At 44.0% G+C, this 19,965-nt stretch carries 20 protein-coding genes; 9 read left to right on the forward strand and 11 right to left on the reverse strand.

What is annotated here, in order from left to right:
* Positions 1 to 444 precede the first annotated feature (444 nt).
* Positions 445 to 846 carry a hypothetical protein gene (locus O3Q51_10910; GenBank protein MCZ4409325.1) on the forward strand — a complete coding sequence of 134 codons (402 nt, stop codon included), beginning with the start codon at positions 445 to 447 and terminating at the stop codon, positions 844 to 846.
* Between the two features lie 6 nt (positions 847 to 852).
* On the forward strand, positions 853 to 1,350 hold the full coding sequence (locus O3Q51_10915) for a hypothetical protein (GenBank protein MCZ4409326.1): 498 nt from the start codon (positions 853 to 855) through the stop codon (positions 1,348 to 1,350).
* A 33-nt stretch (positions 1,351 to 1,383) separates the two neighbouring features.
* On the opposite strand, the gene O3Q51_10920 is transcribed toward O3Q51_10915, so the two are convergent.
* Genes O3Q51_10920 through O3Q51_10935 form a run of 4 tightly spaced genes read right to left on the reverse strand, consistent with a single transcriptional unit; the run spans position 1,384 to position 4,825 of the window.
* Positions 1,384 to 2,268 carry a sterol desaturase family protein gene (locus O3Q51_10920; protein ID MCZ4409327.1) on the reverse strand — a complete coding sequence of 295 codons (885 nt, stop codon included), beginning with the start codon at positions 2,266 to 2,268 and terminating at the stop codon, positions 1,384 to 1,386.
* Positions 2,265 to 3,197 carry a rhodanese-like domain-containing protein gene (locus tag O3Q51_10925; GenBank protein ID MCZ4409328.1) on the reverse strand — a complete coding sequence of 311 codons (933 nt, stop codon included), beginning with the start codon at positions 3,195 to 3,197 and terminating at the stop codon, positions 2,265 to 2,267. Before O3Q51_10925 ends, O3Q51_10920 begins: the two co-directional genes overlap by 4 nt.
* Positions 3,184 to 3,630: a monoheme cytochrome C gene (locus tag O3Q51_10930; protein MCZ4409329.1), complete on the reverse strand. Its 447-nt coding sequence runs from the start codon at positions 3,628 to 3,630 to the stop codon at positions 3,184 to 3,186. The genes O3Q51_10925 and O3Q51_10930 overlap by 14 nt, the downstream gene beginning before the upstream one ends.
* A gap of 1 nt (position 3,631) precedes the next feature.
* On the reverse strand, positions 3,632 to 4,825 hold the full coding sequence (locus O3Q51_10935) for a sulfite oxidase (GenBank protein ID MCZ4409330.1): 1,194 nt from the start codon (positions 4,823 to 4,825) through the stop codon (positions 3,632 to 3,634).
* 195 nt (positions 4,826 to 5,020) lie between these two features.
* Between O3Q51_10935 and O3Q51_10940 the strand changes: the two genes are divergently transcribed.
* Together O3Q51_10940 and O3Q51_10945 are read left to right on the forward strand one after the other, a co-directional pair.
* Positions 5,021 to 5,692 (forward strand): hypothetical protein, encoded by a 672-nt coding sequence (locus tag O3Q51_10940; protein MCZ4409331.1) that lies wholly within the window; start codon positions 5,021 to 5,023, stop codon positions 5,690 to 5,692.
* Entirely contained in the window at positions 5,689 to 6,315 is a 627-nt protein-coding gene (locus O3Q51_10945) for a hypothetical protein (GenBank protein ID MCZ4409332.1), read from the forward strand. The genes O3Q51_10940 and O3Q51_10945 overlap by 4 nt, the downstream gene beginning before the upstream one ends.
* Before the next feature lie 31 nt (positions 6,316 to 6,346).
* Here O3Q51_10945 and O3Q51_10950 read toward each other — a convergent pair whose 3' ends face one another.
* Positions 6,347 to 7,624 carry an asparagine synthetase B gene (locus O3Q51_10950; protein ID MCZ4409333.1) on the reverse strand — a complete coding sequence of 426 codons (1,278 nt, stop codon included), beginning with the start codon at positions 7,622 to 7,624 and terminating at the stop codon, positions 6,347 to 6,349.
* Entirely contained in the window at positions 7,602 to 9,143 is a 1,542-nt protein-coding gene (gene dnaB, locus O3Q51_10955) for a replicative DNA helicase (GenBank protein MCZ4409334.1), read from the reverse strand. Before dnaB ends, O3Q51_10950 begins: the two co-directional genes overlap by 23 nt.
* Before the next feature lie 54 nt (positions 9,144 to 9,197).
* Between dnaB and O3Q51_10960 the strand changes: the two genes are divergently transcribed.
* Positions 9,198 to 10,514 (forward strand): hypothetical protein, encoded by a 1,317-nt coding sequence (locus O3Q51_10960; GenBank protein MCZ4409335.1) that lies wholly within the window; start codon positions 9,198 to 9,200, stop codon positions 10,512 to 10,514.
* Here O3Q51_10960 and O3Q51_10965 read toward each other — a convergent pair.
* Positions 10,511 to 11,464 (reverse strand): acetyl-CoA carboxylase carboxyltransferase subunit alpha, encoded by a 954-nt coding sequence (locus O3Q51_10965; protein ID MCZ4409336.1) that lies wholly within the window; start codon positions 11,462 to 11,464, stop codon positions 10,511 to 10,513. The two genes, O3Q51_10960 and O3Q51_10965, sit on opposite strands and share 4 nt — an antisense overlap.
* Positions 11,465 to 11,553: 89 nt before the next feature.
* Here O3Q51_10965 and ispE point away from each other — a divergent pair, with 89 nt between their 5' ends.
* Positions 11,554 to 12,369 (forward strand): 4-(cytidine 5'-diphospho)-2-C-methyl-D-erythritol kinase, encoded by an 816-nt coding sequence (gene ispE / locus O3Q51_10970; protein MCZ4409337.1) that lies wholly within the window; start codon positions 11,554 to 11,556, stop codon positions 12,367 to 12,369.
* 2 nt (positions 12,370 to 12,371) lie between these two features.
* Here ispE and O3Q51_10975 read toward each other — a convergent pair whose 3' ends face one another.
* Together O3Q51_10975 and tgt are read right to left on the reverse strand one after the other, a co-directional pair.
* Positions 12,372 to 13,451: an LptF/LptG family permease gene (locus O3Q51_10975; protein ID MCZ4409338.1), complete on the reverse strand. Its 1,080-nt coding sequence runs from the start codon at positions 13,449 to 13,451 to the stop codon at positions 12,372 to 12,374.
* Positions 13,452 to 13,454: 3 nt separating this feature from the next.
* A complete protein-coding gene (tgt, locus tag O3Q51_10980) occupies positions 13,455 to 14,585 on the reverse strand; it encodes a tRNA guanosine(34) transglycosylase Tgt (protein MCZ4409339.1) in 1,131 nt (376 codons plus the stop codon).
* A 145-nt stretch (positions 14,586 to 14,730) separates the two neighbouring features.
* On the opposite strand from tgt, the gene O3Q51_10985 reads away from it, so the two are divergent.
* The 3 genes from O3Q51_10985 (at position 14,731) to rsmG (ending at position 17,192) form a co-directional block, all read left to right on the forward strand.
* Positions 14,731 to 15,810 (forward strand): glycosyltransferase, encoded by a 1,080-nt coding sequence (locus O3Q51_10985; GenBank protein ID MCZ4409340.1) that lies wholly within the window; start codon positions 14,731 to 14,733, stop codon positions 15,808 to 15,810.
* The gene (locus O3Q51_10990; GenBank protein ID MCZ4409341.1) at positions 15,798 to 16,412 is read left to right on the forward strand and encodes a sigma-70 family RNA polymerase sigma factor; all 615 of its coding nucleotides are present in this window, start codon (positions 15,798 to 15,800) and stop codon (positions 16,410 to 16,412) included. Before O3Q51_10985 ends, O3Q51_10990 begins: the two co-directional genes overlap by 13 nt.
* 171 nt (positions 16,413 to 16,583) lie before the next feature.
* Positions 16,584 to 17,192, forward strand: a complete 609-nt coding sequence (gene rsmG / locus O3Q51_10995; GenBank protein MCZ4409342.1) for a 16S rRNA (guanine(527)-N(7))-methyltransferase RsmG — start codon at positions 16,584 to 16,586, stop codon at positions 17,190 to 17,192.
* Here rsmG and O3Q51_11000 read toward each other — a convergent pair.
* Together O3Q51_11000 and O3Q51_11005 are read right to left on the reverse strand one after the other, a co-directional pair.
* Positions 17,189 to 18,982 carry an ABC transporter transmembrane domain-containing protein gene (locus O3Q51_11000; GenBank protein MCZ4409343.1) on the reverse strand — a complete coding sequence of 598 codons (1,794 nt, stop codon included), beginning with the start codon at positions 18,980 to 18,982 and terminating at the stop codon, positions 17,189 to 17,191. The genes rsmG and O3Q51_11000 overlap by 4 nt on opposite strands.
* A 23-nt stretch (positions 18,983 to 19,005) precedes the next feature.
* Positions 19,006 to 19,965, reverse strand: a complete 960-nt coding sequence (locus O3Q51_11005; GenBank protein ID MCZ4409344.1) for a hypothetical protein — start codon at positions 19,963 to 19,965, stop codon at positions 19,006 to 19,008.

Raw genomic sequence — 19,965 nt, forward strand, 5'->3', positions numbered from 1 at the left:
GGAATAGATGGATCCGAACATGGAAGTTAATCCGCCTTAGGCGGAGCAGATGGTACTGGTTTTTCCGGGAGAGTATGTCGTCGCCAATTTTTATTAAAAACCCCGTAGTTTCGACTACGGGGTTTTTTTGTGCTTGAAATTTAGGATCCGGAGGAATGGATGGAGCCGAACATGGAAGTTATTCCGCAAGGCAGACCCTCACTTTACTCAGGAGACTGCTGCTTTAGGATATTTACCTATTTTGAGCTTAAGTACTGCAAACCTGCATAGGGAATACAAATTTTTCATGATGGCAATATTGGCTATTAGATTTGATAGCTGAGGCTGAATAGATGCCAAGATGGATCTGCAAGATTTCATGCATTAACATTCCGAGTTTATCCGAATTCATAGCAGAGGGATCAGCAATATTGAAGGATCCTTCCATATCTTCATCTCAAGCCAATGAATGATGAAATTAAGATCTACATCTTCTCTGTTCTATTTCTGTTGTCGCTCAATTTATTTAGCCAAGATCTGTGGCCGCACGAAAATGCAGAGTGGTGGTATCAAATTACCTATTACTTGTTTACTCCTGCTTGGGAACATTCGTACATTGATGGAGATACTCTTATAGAGGATAAGCTTTGCACAAGGCATACGACTGATAGAATTTACGCCTTTCCAAATTCCCCTGATGATATTCAAGTGCAGTCATCTCGAACGGAGTATATCTATTTTAATGGCGATACACTGTTTTGGAGATATGACAATTCTTTTCTACCTCTAATTTGTTTTAACGCGGAGGTGGGAGACTCGTGGTACCCGCTTCCTGAATCAGATATTGATCCGAGCTGTGAAGTATAACCGATCATGGTTATAGAGGCCGATTCAGTTGAGTACAATGATGAATGGTTCAGAAGAGTGAAAGTGGGGACAACCCGAGAAGAAACAGCACCATTTTTCTGGAGTGGTTACTTCGATGAGCGCACCTTTGGAAGAAGTTTCTTCTACCCGGAGTTTAATTATTGTGAAGGAATCATAGAATGGATTCAGATGAGCTTTATGTGCTACAATGATAGTGCATTATCCGTTCCGGATACTGATGAACCCTGTGGCTTCTTTTTGTCTGTTGATAACGAAATCGCAGCCGATGTTAAAGTTTATCCCAACCCAATAGTTCCCGGAGGAACAATAACTGCCGAAGGGGCTAAAGCTATTTCTCTAATTTCGCTATCGGGTGAAAGACTGCATATCGAAAGTGGAATAAATCAATTCATCATCCCGGATGGGATGGCTCATGGTATTTACCTTATCGAACTATCACTGCTCAACGGAGGAGTCTCCTACACGAAACTCTTAGTGAGGTAACTCCCTTGTTGAAATCGAGAGGCAATTATTCTATCATTTATGGGCTTTTTTTCCAAAGCCATGGAATAATTGACCTCCAAAGGTTTTCGGGAATTCTTCAACCCCGGGGAAACCCAATTTAATCTTTCCATCCTCCGGGTTGGGAATGGATGCCGTTCCGAAGATGTAATCCCATAGACTCAAGGAGATTCCATAGTTGATTCCGTTCGGGTGCCCCTCTGGTAAGTGATATACGTGGTGCCAAAGGTGCATCACGGGATTATTGAAGATGTACTTCAAAGGTCCATAGGTCAACTTAATGTTTGCATGATTTAAGTGACCGATGGTAATCGCCGCAAAGTGCACAATATATGCCTGCTCAGGTTCAAATCCGCCAAGCAGCATTACCCCCATTGTTTTCAGAGGTTTGTAAAAGATGTTCTCCATCCAGTGATATCTCAAATGAGCGGCAAATCCCATTTCGGCTACCGAGTGGTGGACTTTGTGGAACTCCCATAGAAATGGGTATCGGTGAAGCAGGATGTGAGTAAACCACTGAACAAAGTCGAGAATAACGAAGAAGATGAGGAGTTGCCATACCATGGCTAGTCCGCTCAGATCAATCACGGTTAGCGACTCCATGGTTATGCCAAAATCCGAAAAGACTTTTTCCAGCATAGAATACACTCCGCTGATGACAATGGCAAAGACAAAAAAGTTGAAGAACATGTAGAAAAAGTCCAGCCAGAAGTCTTTCCGAAATATGCCTTGAGACTTACGCCATGGGAAGGCTATTTCCAAACCCCATACGACCAGTGAAATCACAATCAGACCCCAGAAGTAATTGGTATACCATGGAACTTGAAAGATAATTGAGTTCCACGTCCATTGGGCTGTACCCCAAAATGATTGTATGAAAATGTCTATGTATTCGCTCATAATATTATCCCGTTAGTGCTCTCGCTCACGCTGTCAGCTGTTGTTTGATTTCTGTATGACCACTCGATCCAAGATCCATCGTAATTGTAAACGTGTTTATAGTTTAATATTTCTCGAAGTACCATCAGCGAATGGGCCGATCTAACTCCCGATTGGCAGTAAACCAATATTGTATCATCGGGTTGGGCAAAGTCGGAGTAGACTTTTAAGAGCTCCGCAGGTGGCTTTACTTTTAAATTTCCTCCCGATGCTGTTTCAACCGTATTGCTGTAACAAATGTTTACGGCTCCGTCGATATGGCCTGCCAAATAGGCTCCATCCTTAATGTATTCTCCGTTGTACTCAGCGGCCGATCTGCAATCCAATACCTTCACGGCGGGATTTGATCTCATCCTTTCGAACTCATCGTAATTGACAAGCCAATCTTTGGGAGCCTTTCCTGTGAATTTAAATTCTCGGCTTTCTCTTGGAGTATTTCCAACTTCAAGGTCCTTATCAAATAGATAGAGATCGCCATTAATGATTTTCACTTTCTCATGGCCATAAACCCTCAAGAGCCACCATAAACGAGATGCCTCGACACCACCTTTTTCATCGTAAAGAATAATCCAATCATCGGTAGAGATGCCTTTGCTTCCAAGCAACAGAGCTAAACTATCTGCATCCATTGCCATTCCTGAAAATGCTGCATCTTTCTTACGAATGTCACTTCTCGTCAGATTGATCGCTCCGGGAAGATGTCCTTGATCGTATAATTCACGAGATCTGAGATCTATGTAAACGAATGGCTCCAGCTCCTCGTGACCAGTTGTCCAGGTCTTGGTATCGATCAAAACAGGATGATCGACATAAGGCCCTGAACTCTCTGAACTGCACGCAGCCAGACCAACCAACAATAAGGCGACTATGGAGAATCTATTCCAAAACATACCACTCGTCTTTTTTAAGGTTCAGATTTCTTCTTCTACCCTCATTTTTAGGAGCGTAGTTTTTCGCCAGGTACTCTATTATTTTGGATTCATCTTTCCCGAGATCCCAAAGGTTTTGTTTTTCCTGCATCCATTCTATGATGCTCTTCCATCCCGCTGCGGTCTGGCGATTCTGAGTGATCAATTTAGGTGCATGACAGCTGGTACAGTTGTTCACCACGAGTTCAAAGTTTTGATCGGCGATCAGCCCTGTGGGTGTGTGAATACCATCTACCACCTCACTCATCAACGGTGATGCTTTCACCTCTTTAGCTTTAGAAGCTACTTGAGGCAAAGGCTGATCCTCGTCCGCTGTCACAGCAATAATCAATGCTATGACCGTCATCGCGAACATTAGAAAAATGAAGTTTTTTGAATGTCTGTCTGCTGTCATGTTATTCAACCTTGATGGCAATACGATGTGTCGCGTTGTTCAAGTATCCGCGGGGATTCCACCCCGGAACTACCATGGGTTGTGACTTACCGTTTTCGTCAGTCGCTCTCACCCAAATCTCGTAGTAGCCGGGCTCTTTCAACACCACCGATGTATTGAAATCCTGCCACGACAATCGATTTATAGGTTCCTTTAAATTCGCGTCTTCCCAAGTTTGACCATAGTCAGTAGAGATTTCTACTTTGGCAACTTTCAGATCTCCTGCCCAGGCATGTCCACGAACTTTTATTTCCTGTCCGCTTTTAACCATAGCGCCCGTTTTGGGGTAGGTGATTACCGACTTGACAGGCATTGACTCGATGATCATCATGTCCTCTTTCGCAACTTCCGTCCCCGGAGCTACAGGATTCTTCGGTACGCTATAAGATGGTGCTTCCATCTTAGGTCCGTCGTGTATCTTATTCCGAACCACTAATTTATTCAGCCATTTTCCGCTGACCGAAGCGGGCCAGCCACCCACAACCAATCGGAGAGGATAACCATGTACAATCGGAATCTCTTCACCGTTTAGCTCAAAGGCGATCAAAGTCTCGTCTTCCATTGCTTTCTCCATCGGCACACCTCTGGAAATCACAACTTTTTTCGGGTCGCCACTCAAGTGCTTGTCCGTGCCGTAGTAACCGACGTAAACCGCATCATCGCTGATGCCAACATCTTCCAACACGTCCCGCAGCCTTACACCTGTCCACTTTCCGCAATTCACCGCACCGTAGCTCCATTGATTTCCCGTAGCAGGTGGATTCATTTCGCTTCGGCCATTTCCACCGCATTCCAATACCAATGCATAGGTGTAATGCTTGAACTTGCTTTTCAATTCGGCCAAAGTGTAGGTTTTCGGATTTGGAACAGATTCACCCTCTATGGTAAGCGTCCATTCCTCAGCATTCAAATCAGTTGGGACAAGTCCGTTGTTTCGAACGAACATTTTATCTGTCGGGGTGAATGGGTCGTCTAACAGGTGAACAGGCGTTTCGATGTTCCAAGGCCTGTCGTTGTGAACGATCATTTCTTTGTTCTTCCACTCAGTGGGCGCTTCGTTTACATCGTATTGACTAAACAGCGACTGAGATATCGATATCAACGCCACCATCATCGTGAGGTGAAGAAGAGACATACGATTTATGCATTTCATCATGAGCATAAAGTAAAAGGTTAGTTTCCAGAGTGTCTGCAAAACTAGATTTTTCCCTTTGCTCAGAGCGTGACTCCGGTTACCTAGAACCCAAAATCCCGCGACAATCCGGAGTTTGGAATTTCAATTTTAGAAGAAGTGTTTTTAGCGAAGAAGAGAATTTCGCTTAATTTTGAAGGTAGACAACGATTTTTTGCGATGAGAGAAATTTTTAAAGATTTGTTTACTCGGATCATTCTTTCCTTTCTTTTGCTGCTTCTCACTTCGCTCCAAGCTAAGGCGCAAACATACTTTGACGTTCCGGTTCAGTTGGATTATTACCGTACTACCAGTGATGATCTTGATTTTAGCCGAAGAGGAGTGATTATCAATCCTTCTGTTGGTATTGTAGTGGCAGGCAATGACTCCTCAAGATTTGAAGCCCATGTTGGTATTGGAATATTCTTTAGCAAATTCAATCAAGACGTTGGTGGGAGCAAATTTGAGTTCAATGCCCTCGGTCCGATTCAAACTTCATTTACAGGGTACTATAATTTCAACAATAGACTTCAGGCAGGACTCGGACTGTGCTTTGGTTGGTTTGGAGTATATGAGAAGGGTTTAAATATCAATACGGATCCTGAATACCCTGACAGACTAGGAGATGGTTACAAGTCAATAAACTTAGGTAATAGCGTGGACATTCGATACAATGTCGATAGTAGGCTCTCTCTCGGAGCAAAATATACTTATTGGTATTTACCTCAGTTAGAGTATACCAAGATTGGTGACTATGGAGAATTTGAGAAACCTCAAAAAGATCTTTATATCACTCGACTTGAGTTTTCCATTAGAGTTTTTGTGACTGATAGAAACTATAACAGAAAATGAATAGAACAATCTTGTTGATATTACTTATTCCGGTATTAAATTCGTGTATCGTCGATGATGAGAGCTCCTTTATAAAAGATCCTTTTGACCCGCGCGTGCCCCAATATTCTGAAGAGGGAGCAAACACGGCAGGTGCTTATATCGATGATCAAGCATGGTCTGCACGTAAGAGAATAATCAGCAGCATATTTTCTTCTTCTCCCGTTACGGTAGGGTCAGTGTCCTTTTATAATTCCGCTGATCCGGACGGAACTTTTATCGCATTTGAAGGAGGTGACCTTTTAATAAATGAATCGAACGTGTCTTGCAGTGTAGGATTCTTCTTAGCCGAATTTGATTTGAACCAGTTAAATGATTTGCGCCTCTTGGAAAATAAGCGGGTAGAATTAGATGGTGTCGCAAATTATGGTCAAATGGTTCTTCGAAACGACTTTTCTGCAATAGCTCCAGAAAATGCAGGTGTCGGAACATTCCATATTCGAAGAGTCGCTAAAATACAGAACGGTGAATGGGAAATTTCAGGGACCTTCGGCTTTTCGATCAACAGTGAGAATCAAGATGCCAAAGTTTTTTCGGGGAGATTTGACTACGAGGTATCTGATGAGCAGTTCGGAGAATTCTAAATATAGATCAGATTCTCGGTCTCGCTGGGTATTAAGTCTTCTGATGCTTCTTCTTCGCTGCCGGAAACAAAATATTGTTCAAGATCAATCGATAACCCGGGCTATTGGGGTGTAAATTCAAATCAGTCGGTGGATCGCCGACGCGGTGCTGGTAGTCTTCGGGGTCGTGTCCTCCATAAAACGTCCACTGTCCCTTTCCCATCGTGCCGTGGATGTACTTGACCGTTCCCTGAGCTTTGCTCTCACCCATGATCAAGATGTCGCTTTTCACGTATTGCTTTTTGAAAGCGGTGGTCTGACCCATAAAGCCTTTTACCACCTTGCGATGGTTTTGAGTCAACATTGTTGGCACTACATCCCATTTGGCGGAAAAGTCGAAGAGTGTGAAGAAGTCTTGCGTTTGGGGAACCTTGCCATGAACATCTGTGGCATCAATACTCGAAAATTCGTACACCAACGGATCCTTTTCCAATTGAAAATCGTGGAAAGCGAAGGTTTGTGTAAAGTCCAGTTTTGATTGAGCTGCCGGGTCTGCCGCATCGCCATCGTACATGCTCTCGCAGATATCAGTATTTTGAGCTGCCAGAGCGATGTCGTATGAATCCGTTCCCGAGCACATGGTGAAAAGGTATCCGCCACCTGCGATGTACTCCTTGATTTTTTGCGCCACGGCCAACTTTAGTTGTGAGACTTTTTCAAATCCCATTTCGGCTGCATCAGCCTCAGCGTCGCGAACCTGCTCTTGGTACCATGCGGCATTTTTGTAACTACGATAAAACTTACCGTACTGTCCTGTAAAGTCTTCGTGATGCAAGTGAAGCCAATCGTATTTCGGAAGAGATAAATTTAGAATCTCTTTATCGTAAATGACGTCATAGGGAATTTCGGCGTAGGCCATTACCAGTGTTACTGCATCATCCCACGGTTGTTTTGTCTTTGGTGAGTAGACTGCGATCTTCGGAGCTTTTTCTAATTTGACCACCTCCATGTTCGCTTCAGGATCAGCAATCTCTCTGAGAATACTGTTGGCTTGAACGTCTGCAATGACTTGAAACGATACGCCCCGAATCACACATTCTTCTTCAATGGCCTTGTACTGATCAATCATAAAGCTTCCACCTCTGTAATTGAGCAACCACTGGACTTCAATGTCATTTTGTAAAATCCAATAGGCAATTCCATAGGCCTTCATATGATTCTTTTGCGAGTCATCCATGTGGATGAGAATTTTAGCTGCAGAACCACTCAAGGCAAAACTTAGAAATGCTATGAAAAGTATTCCTCTCTTAAAACGGTGAATCTTCGTCATTGTCTTTTTTGAAAAAATCATCTTCGCTATTCTCATTCATGCGCGATTGCATGGTAATCGTTTGGAAACGATCAAAATCCGAGCCACCTGGCAGAGCGCCGTTGTCGTCGTATGAGGTTTCCAAGTTTTCAAATTTAGCGAAGTCTTTCACGAACTTCAACGAAACCGTGTCCAACGCTCCGTTTCTGTGCTTAGCGATAATCACCTGACCGATACCTAGCAACGAATTTCCCTCTTCGTCTTGGTCCAGATCGTAGTATTCCGGGCGGTAGATGAATGACACAATGTCCGCATCTTGTTCAATTGCTCCTGATTCACGCAAGTCAGAAAGCATCGGCTTTTTGTCTCCACCTCTGGTTTCCACCGCACGACTGAGCTGAGAAAGAGCGATAATCGGTATGTTCAATTCTTTGGCAATCGTTTTAATAGAACGTGAGATAGTCGAGATTTCTTGCTCTCGGTTTCCTTTATCGCTTCCCGCCGTCATCAACTGAAGGTAGTCGACAATGATGAGCTGGATGTCATGTTTCGATTTCAGTCGACGCGCCTTTGCACGCAACTCGAAAACTGAAAGTGAAGGCGTATCGTCAACGTAGATAGGGGCAGTACTTAATTTCTTTATTCGTGTATGTAGCTGAGTAAACTCGTGATCCTCCAAATTACCTTTTCGAATTTTCTCACCTTTTATTCCCGTTTCAGAAGAAATCAAACGGTTAACCAGCTGAATGGAACTCATCTCCAGACTAAATATCGCCACAGGCAAATTGAAATCCACTGCAATATTTCGAGCCATAGAAACAACGAAGGCTGTTTTTCCCATACCCGGTCTTGCAGCTACAATAATCATGTCAGATTTTTGCCATCCCGATGTGACTCTGTCTAGCGCATGGAAGCCCGAAGGCACTCCACTCACACCATCAACATTTTTCTTGGCAGCTTCAATGTTTTCGATGGCTTGTTTTATAACGTCGCTCATCGTGTCGTACTCCTTTCGGATGTTTCCTTGAGCCACCGTAAAGAGATCTCTCTCTGCCTTGTCCAAAAGGTCGAATACATCGGTGCTTTCCTCGTAGGCTTCTTTGATCGTTTCGGAAGAAATCCGAATTAATTCCCGCAGGATGTGTTTCTGAGAAATGATACGAGAATGAAACTGAATATTCGCAGAACTCGCTACGCGATTCGTGAGGAAGCTGATGTAGTAAGCTCCACCTACCATTTCAAGATCTCCTGACTTTCGCAATTCTGAGGTAACCGTCAAAATATCAATCGGCTCTGAGCGCTGAAAAAGATCGTGAATCGCTGAAAAAATCTTCTGGTGACTTTCTTTGTAAAACGACTCGGGCTTGAGAATATCAATAACTTCGTTCACAGCTTCGCGCTCTAACATCAAGGCACCCAATACAGCTTCCTCAAGATCAGTAGCCTGGGGAGGGATTTTGCCTAAGTCATTGTTTTGTATTGGGGATCTGCTTGCGGTTTTCCGCCAATTGTCAGATTTTTTTTGCGAAATTTCTTCCATTGTTCAAAGATACAATCTCTATTGCGCCTTCACTATTTATTGGCATTTCAGGATATGAAAAGTTTTAAGAAGTACTTCTCAACATTTGTTCATACCGGACTTGCAATTTCTGTACTCTTCTCGCTCTCATCGTGTAAGGACGATGAAGATGAAAATCCGCCTCGCATTACCATCGAATCCCCATTCGAGAATCAGACGTTTTCTTCCACAGATACGATTGAGGCAAGTGCTGTCATAACGGACAATGAGCAAATAACTTCTGTAGAACTCGAAATTCTCGACTTGGAGTTCAATCAAGTGGGCACCAAACGGAGCTATCCAGCGTCAGGATCTACGTTTAGTTTTGGACAACTATTTCCAGTCGGCGCTCCCGAATTGTCCACGGGTGATTACTATTTGGCTTTTCGAGCCAACGACGGCAGAAACGTAGGATCTGCTTTTGTGAAAATTCGAATAAACGCTATTCCCAGAGAATTAGAAGGAGTTCTGGTTTTGACTAGTCAAGACAATCAATCATACCTCTACTACCGCGAGGAGGGTGAAAACGAGTTTGAGATAGAGCATAATTTTTTCTCTGATGCCGTTGGTGGCGGATTAAACTATCGACAGAATATTTTTGCGACCGCAGGAGGAGAGGCGGGGAATGCAGATTTTTTTGAAACAGACGAATTCTCCATTGTCAATTCCCTTCCTGGATTCGGCAATATTGGACTTCCTTTTTATTTGTCTATAACCTTTGATGATGATTTGGAGCAATTCATCGTTACTCAACGAGACGGGCGCATAAGAGTGTTAGACAAGTCTGCCTTTGCTTTGATCGGCTTTGATGGGTTAGTGAATCATCTTCCCTTGAAAGTCTTTGGCAATCAAGACGGATATTTTCTTTGTGAAAAAGAAATTGACGGACCCATCTATTCCCTCACTTTCTACTCCTTTCAAGGGCTGCTTTTAGACAATTACCCGGTTGCAGGAGAGGTGAAGGGAGTGTTTGATCTAAGTCTCAATGAGAAATTTGTTTGGGTTGATGATCCTGAAGGTCTGGAGTTAAGAGTACTCAATGTGTCCACCGAGTTTCTCTCTCTTCCTTACGAAAGAATCGGCTCCAGGCTTTCCGACGTTATTCGTACAGGAAACAATGCTTTTATCATAAGCACGTCTGAAGGATTGCTTCGGTACAATTACTCAAATGGTGGAACGGTAATTTTCAATAGTTCTGCCCCCGAAGGAGAGCTATTCTTTGATGATCTGAATCAGTTGATATATCTCGTTAGCGGCCAAGAAGCCACTATTTACGGCATGAATGGATCCGAATTGGGAGGGTTTTCCTTCCCTCGTGAAATCGTTTATGTGGGTTTTGATTACAACCGTTAAGAGGTTACGCCCATCTTCGAAAACTTATTGATTCGAGCGTTCACCAATTTGTCGGAAGGCAAGTTCTCCAGTTTTTCCAAGTTTGCCAAGATGGCTTCTTTCACGTTTTTGAAAGTCGTTTCCCGATCAATATGTGCGCCTCCTAGGGGTTCTTTGATGATTCCGTCAATGAGCTTATTTTTGAGCATATTGTCAGGAGTTAGCTTAAGTGCCTCGGCGGCCTCGATCTTATGATCCCAATTGCGCCAAAGAATGGTGGAGCAGTTTTCGGGCGAAATAACCGAATACCAAGAGTTCTCAAGCATAAGCACTTTATCTCCGACACCTATTCCCAAAGCCCCACCAGATGCACCTTCTCCGATGATAATGCATACGATGGGCACTTTAAGCTTGGCCATTTCGTAGAGGTTTCTGGCAATGGCTTCTCCCTGTCCGCGTTCCTCGGCTTCCAAGCCTGGGAATGCACCCGGAGTATCGATCAAAGTCACAACGGGAATGTCGAACTTCTCGGCTAATTTCATTAGCCTGAGTGCCTTTCTATAACCTTCAGGGTTTGGCATACCAAAGTTTCTGAACTGGCGCATTTTAGTATTGATACCTTTTTGCTGACCGATGAACATAACCGGCTTACCATTTACCTTTCCCAATCCACCTACCATGGCTTTATCGTCTTTTACATTGCGATCACCATGCAACTCGATAAATGTACCATCGGTTAGATACTCGATATAGTGAAGTGTGTATGGTCTTTCAGGATGTCTCGAAACCTGAACCCTTTGCCAAGGAGTCAGGTTTTGGTAGATCTCTTTTCTCTTTTTTTGAATTTTCTTTTCCAAATCACGTATGGATTTGGACATGTCCACTTCACCCTTGTCGGAGATCTCTTTCGTTTTCTCCAGTTGTTCCATCAATTCGCCAATAGGCTCTTCGAAATCGAGTAATACTGCCATAATCTCTTTCTTGTTAATTCGAAAGTACTATTTAAATCAAAAAGCAAAGTTAAGAAGGTTTTTCAGCGTGAAACCGACATATTTGCGTCATGGTTCTTTTTCCCAATGCAAAAATCAATTTTGGACTTGAAATTCTGCGCAAGCGCGAAGATGGATTTCATGACATAGACTCGGTTTTTTACCCCATACCACTTTCCGATGCGCTCGAAGTAGTTCCTGATTCACAATCAGGTAAAGATCAGTGGCACTATTCTGGTTTGAGTATTCCGGGTAGCAGCAGTGACAATCTTTGTACGCGAGCTCTGAGTCTTCTTCGGGAACGAATTGAAATACCAAATCTGTCAACATTTTTGCACAAAGCCATTCCGATGGGAGCGGGGCTAGGAGGTGGGTCTGCTGATGGTTCCTTCTTTATTAGAGGTTTGAATGAACTATTCGAACTAGCACTTAGTGATGAAGAAATGGAAGGAATGGCGCTTTCCTTAGGAAGTGACTGTCCGTTTTTTATCAAAAATCTCCCTGCAAGAGCACAAGGGAGAGGTGAGATTCTTAATCTGGTTGAACTCCACTTACAAGGGAAGCATTTGGTTCTTATCTGTCCCGATATTCACGTCTCAACCAAGGAGGCTTACTCAGTGATTAAGCCCGATGACTCGCATGAATCTCCTGCGGATATAGTCAGCAAACCAATCGAACAATGGCGAGGAAATCTTAGGAATCGATTTGAGGAATATGCTTTTGAAAAGTATCCTCGGTTGGCTGAAATCAACGAGAAACTCTACAATGCCGGTGCTCTTTACGCCTCGATGACAGGCAGTGGATCAGCGATCTATGGTATTTTTGAAGAGGCTGTAGAAAGAAGCCTCTTGTCGGAATTCGATTCAGTTTTTATCTCCGAGCTTTAAGCCTATTTCTGTGCTCTTCTTAGCACAAGCACGGCAATTCCCGCAAAGAATATATTGGGTAGCCAAACCGCTAGCATTGGATTGAGACCGGCGTTGGTAGCCGCTACGGTAGTTACCTTCATGGCAAATATGTAAACCACGGCTATTAGAACGCCTGTGGCCATATGAACTCCTATTCCTCCTCTTGTTTTGCGTCCCGCTAGTGACACTGCTATCACTGTAAGAATATAGGTAGCAAATGGGTAAGAGGTTCTTTGGTGCTTTTCAATCTCAAAAAACACCGTTTGATCTGAACCTTTCTGACGCTCTGCTTCGATGAAATTTGTCAATTCTTGATACCCCATTGTTGAGGCTATATTGAGTTTGACGCCAAAGTCGGTTGGCCTCATATTAAGAAGTGTATCCAGTTTGGTGCCTTTCGAGATTTTCTCACCTTCATCGGTAAATTCTCGCACACGATACCCTTGAATTTCCCACTTGCCTGATGCGGTATCAAATTTGGCACGATCGGCCATAAGCTTATACTCCAGCTTGCCTTCATCATTCCATTTTTCTAAAGAGAACTTGTATCCGATATTATTGATCGTACTGAACGTTTCAAAATAAGCCAAGGTATTCTCCTCAATTTCCCTGTGGAGATTGTCATCCTTTATTTTGAATTTTTTGTTCATGTATTGCTCCTCGAACTGAATACGAACGCGATTAGCAATGGGCAGTTGGTAGTGGGTAAAGTAAAGTGAAATACCCACTAAGATTGTGGCTGCAATGAAGTAAGGCCTTAGCAGTCTCCTGAAGGAAATGCCTCCGGCGAATATGGCTATGATTTCAGACCGCTGAGCGAGCTGGCTGGTAAAGAGTAGTACGCTCAAAAAGATGAGCAGAGAACTGAAAAGATTCCCAAAGTAGAAGACAAAGTTGAGGTAATACTTGAAGATGATCTGATCAAGAGGGGCATCGTACTTTATAAAACGCTCGAGTTGCTCAGACACATCAAATACGATGGCAATGGACATAATCAGCGCCAGCATAAAAAAGAAGGTTCCCAAGAACCGCTTTATGATGTATAGGTCGAGTATTTTCATGCCTTAAAGGCGGCTTTCGAGCTTTTTTACCATTTGGTTTTTCCAACCGGCAAAGGTACCCTCCTGAATTTTCTTTCGGGCTTCGCCAACCAACCACAAATAAAAGGCCAAGTTGTGAATACTCGCAATTTGTGCTCCGAGCATTTCTTTACTAATGATCAGATGCCTCAGGAATGCCTTTGAATATGCTTGATCAACGTAGGAAGTTCCATTCGGATCGATAGGCGAAAAATCATCCATCCACTTCGCATTTCGAATGTTAATGATTCCTTCGGAGGTAAATAGCATTCCATTTCTGGCATTTCTTGTCGGCATCACGCAGTCAAACATATCAATGCCAAGTGCAATATTTTCCAAAAGGTTGGCTGGTGTGCCGACTCCCATCAAGTATCTGGGTTTATCCTTGGGTAGAATTTGACAGACCACATCGGTCATTGCGTACATTTCTTCGGCTGGTTCTCCCACCGATAGACCGCCTATGGCATTCCCTTCGCGACCTTGAGCGGCTATAAATTCTGCAGATTGCTTTCGCAAATCAGGATAGACGCTTCCTTGAACAATGGGGAAGAAGGTTTGACGGTACCCGTATTTGTCGGGTGTATTGTCAAATCGATCGCAACAGCGCTTCAGCCAGCGGTGTGTCATATGCATGCTGTTCTCAGCATAGTCGTATTCGCAAGGATAAGGAGTGCACTCATCAAATGCCATAATGATGTCTGCACCGATCGTGCGCTGCACATCTACCGCTCGTTCAGGTGTGAAAAAATGCTTCGCTCCGTCGATGTGCGACTTAAAGCTGACACCGCTTTCAGTAATTTTTCGATTATTCGAAAGGGAATAAACTTGGTATCCTCCGCTATCGGTGAGTTGAGGTTTGTTCCATCCGTTGAAGGCATGCAGGCCACCTGCCTTGCTAATGGTTTCAATTCCCGGTCGAAGGTAGAGGTGGTATGTATTACCCAGAATGATCTGGGCCTTAATGTCCTCGTCCAATTCTCGGGGGTGAACACCTTTTACTGCTGCCGCCGTGCCGACAGGCATAAAAATGGGTGTTTCGATCGTACCGTGATCGGTTTCCAGCTCGCCTGCTCTCGCATTCGACTTAGGGTCTTCGGCTATAAGTTTAAATTCCAATGCTCCTTGTAAAACTTTGTTGATAAATCGAGGGCCGGCAAAGATAAGAGGAATAGAAATAGGGAATCGAAAAAGTAATTTTAGCGACTCTATGGAAATCAATGTTTCATCAGAATCGGCGATCATTTTTTGGAAAGCACTACTCGTGTTAAGTACACTTGTCCAATTCGGATTTCTGTTTTTAATCAATGGCCGCTTGGCCTTTTTCAAAAACCCAAAGAAGTCGAATGCCAAGCCACCTGTCAGTATTATTATAGCAGCTCGGAATGAAGAGGAGAACCTCTTGACCAATATGCCGATCATTTTGGAGCAAGACTACCCTAAATTTGAAGTGATCGTAATCAACGACAGTTCGGTAGACGATTCCATAACAGTGCTAAAGGCCTATGAAGAAAAGTATCCGAACCTCAGGGTGATCAATATTCATGAAAATGATCGCTACGAAGGCGGAAAGAAGTACGCCATTACGCTGGGCGTAAAGGGCGCAAAGTACGAGAGGCTGATTTTTACCGATGCCGATTGCTTACCCGTTTCACGAAAGTGGATCGAGAAAATGGTAGAGTCGGCTCCGATGGATGGCGCCATAGTTTTGGGCTACAGCCCTTATAGTGCGCAACCGGGATTTTTAAATAAAGTCATTCGCTACGATTCCTTTAGCACAGGGTTAAACTATTTAAGCTTTGCCCTTTGCGGAATACCTTATATGGGAGTGGGCAGAAATCTATCCTATTCGAAATCTTCGTTTTTCTCTGTCGGAGGTTTTAAGTCTCATTACCGTCTCTTATCAGGAGATGATGATTTACTCATCAATCAGATCGCTCGAAAAGACAATACATTCATTTGCGTGGGTAAAGAGGCTGAGGTCCAAAGTACGCCTGAACAAGACTGGAAGAGCTATTGGATGCAAAAGCGAAGACACCTAACCACAGGTTCAAGCTACCGATTTCTTCACCGTTTTTTACTCCTTCTGCAGCCGATCAGTCTGCTTCTTTTTTGGCTGTCAAGCATTGTCTTATTAGTTTCTCACAATTGGTTGGAGATTACTTTGATACTTGTGTTGACCCGTGTTCTGGCTCAAATCCTTATTTTTAGGCGTTCATCGCGTTGGTTAGGTCAATCAGACCTCACTATATTAGCACCGATATTTGAAATTCTCATTCTAGTTTTCACCACTTGCGCACATGCGGCAAATGCCGTTTCAAAAAGAGTTACATGGAAGACGTAGTATCAAAACTCTCACCAAAGGCCCAGCACGACTACAAACTCGTGAGAAGGGCAGTAGATGATCAAGACCAGGCAGCCTATGCCGAATTGATGGAGCGCTACCGCGAGAGCATTTACTACATGCTCTTGAAAATGGTGAATAACCCCGATGATGCGGATGATTTGACCATCGAGGCTTTTGGTAAAGCATTCAGCAGATTGAAGCAGTACCAGCCTAATTATGCATTCAGTACCTGGATGTTTAAGATCGCTTCAAACAATTGTATTGACTTCATCAGAAAAGAGCGCAAAAAGCGCACGATGTCGATTGATACAGGTCTGCGAAATGAAGATGGCGACAATGTGACGTACGACATCCAATCGGATGTGAGAGACCCCGAAGAAGAAATGGTGCGCGACCAAAGAATGGCGGCTATGCGCCAAGTGGTTGATAAGCTGAAGCCACGTTACAAGCAGTTGGTAATCTTGCGTTACTTTAAGGAATATTCCTACGACGAAATTGCGCAAGAACTCGACTTGCCGCTTGGTACAGTAAAAGCACAGCTCTTTCGTGCCAGAGATTTTCTCTCTACCATGATGAAGAATACCAAAGACACCATTTAGTGTCTGTCCAAAAAGTCCAACTTCTGCGTTACGCTTGTCCTGAAAACAGTCGATTGCGAAAGGCAAACTCCTTATTTTCAGATCTGCGCAAGCCACTTCGGTAAGCTCAGCACAACGCTTGAATTTGAACTGTTTGAATCATAAACTAGAAAAAACCGTGATTGTTAAATGATTGAGCTTTTGACTCAATACTTTCCCCAAATTTCTGAAGAGAAGCTGGAGAAATTTGCCGCACTGCAACCTCTTTACGAGGAGTGGAATGCCAAGATAAATGTGATCAGTCGCAAGGACATGGATCAATTTGAGGAGCGGCATCTTCTTCACTCACTTTGTCTTACCTTTTTTTGGCAACCCCGGTCTGGACAGAAGATTCTGGATATTGGAACGGGAGGAGGTTTTCCGGGAATTCCCCTGGCCATTCTCTATCCTGATGTGGAGTTTCTTTTGATCGATTCCACTGCCAAGAAGATTAAGGTGGTCAATGAGGTGGCTGAAGCGCTCGAGCTCAAAAACGTCAAAGCCATTCAAGAACGGGCAGAATATGTAAAAGGGACGTTCGACTCGGTAGTGAGCAGAGCGGTGGCTCGGCTGGCAGTACTGACGGAATACTGCGTGCATTCTAAAATGAAAACAAAGGAATTGATCTGCTTAAAAGGCGGCGATTTGCGCGAAGAGCAAGAAGAAGTTGACCGTTATCCTTCGATTATTTACAAGTTGGACTCTAAGATTAACCGACCGTTTTTTGAGACGAAGAAGGTCGTGAAAGTTACTTACCGTTAATCAATCAAATTGACTTGTTGCATCTGCTGCAACTTGGTGTATAGCCCATCATTATTCGCCATTAAGTCAGCATGGCTGCCCGACTCAACGATTTCCCCATCTTCGACCACGATTATTTTACTCGCATTTCTGATGGTGCTCAAGCGATGTGCAATCACGATGGCGGTGCGGCCTTTCATCAATTCCTCCAGCGCGTCTTGAACCAATTTTTCTGACTTGCTGTCCAGCGATGAGGTAGCCTCATCCAAAATCAAAACGCATGGATCTCTCAATACGGCTCGAGCAATGGCGATGCGTTGGCGCTGACCACCACTTAACTGCACGCCCCTCTCTCCAACCAGCGTTTCCATGCCTTCGGGGAAATTGGAAATGAACTCCATGGCATTTGCCTTTTCGGCGGCCGTGATTATTTCTTCCTCCGATGCCTCGGGATTTCCGTAGCCAATGTTTTCTTTAATCGTTCCGTTAAATAGAATCACTTCTTGAGGTACGATCCCGAATAAGGAGCGATAGGTAGATAGGTCGTAGTCTGAAGCGGCCTTTCCATCTAGTAATATTCCTCCACTCGTCGGTTCGTAGAATCGGAGTAGCAAGGAAGTGATGGTTGACTTTCCCGCTCCCGAAGGGCCCACGATTCCCAAGAGCTCGCCTGTTTTGACTTCGAAGTTGATCCCTTTAAGCACTGGGAGGTTTTCGCGAGAAGCGTAACTGAAGTTCACGTCTTTAAACTCAATATCGCCTTTCGTCTTAGATCTTAGATCGGTCTTTTTGTGTTGGATGTTTTCCGAATCACCATCGATGATGTCCATCAGGTTTTCGGTAGCTCCCACGGCTTTTTGAATACCCGCATAGAGATCGGGCAAGCTCCCGATGGACGCTCCGAGGAAAATCGTATACATTATAAAGGAGATGAACGACGACTGCAACATGTTTCCTTCCTGCGTGAGCAATACCCCTTGCCAAATCACAAAAACAATGGAGCCAAATAGGCAAAGAATAATGAATGAAACGAAGAGTCCGCGCCAAATGGCTCCTTTCATGGCCAAGGCCCTGATCTCGTCTACCCGTACACCGTAGCGTCTCATCTCAAAAGCTTCGTTGGTAAAGGCTTTTACGTTTTGGATGCCTTGCAGTGCCTCTTCCAAAATGCTGTTGGACTGAGCGCTGGCATCTTGTGTTTGTTTGGATAGCTTGCGAATAAACCGACCGAAGAACACCGCAATGAGCGCTACGGCGGGAATAACGCTGAGCATGATTAATGACAGCTTTGGCGAAAGCCAAACCAATGCTGCGATTCCCACCACAATAGTGATCACTTGCCTCACGAACTCGGCGATGGTGGTAGTAAAAGTTGTTTGCAATTTACTGATGTCCGTAGCGATTCGGCTGGTCAATTCTCCGATCTTATTGCGGTTGAAGAATTCCAGAGGCGACATGATCAATTTTGAGAAAGCGTCTCGTCTTATGTCTGCCAAGGTGTATTCGGTAACTCTGGTAAAAAGCAGGATTCTGAAAAAGGAAAAGATGGCTTGAGAAGTAAAGACCACGGCAAGGGCCAGAATGATGTCTTCGAGTCCGTCGAAATTCAGCATTTGGCCTACTGCGCCCTCGGTGCCATCGTTGCCAATAAGTTGGCCGATAAAGTAGGGAAAGAGCATTGCCGTAAGGCTGCTCAAGATCAGGAACACAAAACCCAAGCTGAAAATGCCCGAGTACGGTTTGAGGTAGCGAAATACGCGACTGGCTTCCTTAAAGGAAACCTTTGGTTTTTTTTCTTTCTCTTCGGCCATAAGCGGGGGCAAAGGTAATATCCTTAACCCAATGCCTTGGTCATTGTTTTGTCAGAATTAAATTGTCGATTGCAAAGCCTTGATGAATCCTCTCGCAAGTCTCTGATGCGGGTTATACCTCCTACATCGAGCCATGTAAATGCCGTAGGATCATCATCTTCGTTTTCTAAAAAACCTATAACAGTTGGTCTTCTTGTTGAACTGTCCCTATTCATGATATGCAATACTCCATTCTCAGTAACTTGAAAATCGCCATGTTGCCCCAATACGGGATCAGCATTCACTCCCCATGCAATTCTAAATTGGGCTGAATCTGTTGCTTCATGCACTACCAGTCTTCTTGCGGGTTGAAGGGCATTGGAAAATGAGTTTCCCATTCCTACGTTACCCCATGGGGTTATTCTTAAAACCTCATTTCCTTCGGGTTCGTTTCCGATTTGCCCCGCTTGAAAACTGGTTGGACTAATAAATAAAATACGAAAGTTGTCAGGATTTGCAGTTTCGTATTGACACCCCCAAGCGATTACTGCATCTGTTTGTGTAGTATCAGAGCTTGGGCTCGGCCTTTCTAAAAGACCCGTATACATAATGTCAAGGTTTGTTTCGTAGGTGGTGCCTACATTCATCCAGGCGCGAGATATTGGACTAGGGATATATTGATCTCCTAAAAGGTGAAGCATTGATCTGGCGGGATCATCTTGACCAAACAACCCCATTGTGGTTCGTTGAACACTATCTCTTGTCAGGCCGTTCAATCCATTCCAGACCGGAAGCTCCGTTATGGCGAACTTTATGCGTCCGTTGGAAGAGATATCGATTTCATCAAAACCTTTGTTTTGGATGGGGAGGGCTATGCCCGAGTTGTTATTGAAGCCAACGAAACGACCAAATACAGGAACGTTGTCATCTACAGTTACCTGTCCGAATGTAATTTGACAGATCATTGCCATCATAAAAATGATGGACAGCTTATTAATTTTCAT

It is taken from the genome of Cryomorphaceae bacterium 1068, from assembly GCA_027214385.1.
Lineage (GTDB): Bacteria > Bacteroidota > Bacteroidia > Flavobacteriales_D > Cryomorphaceae > JAKVAV01.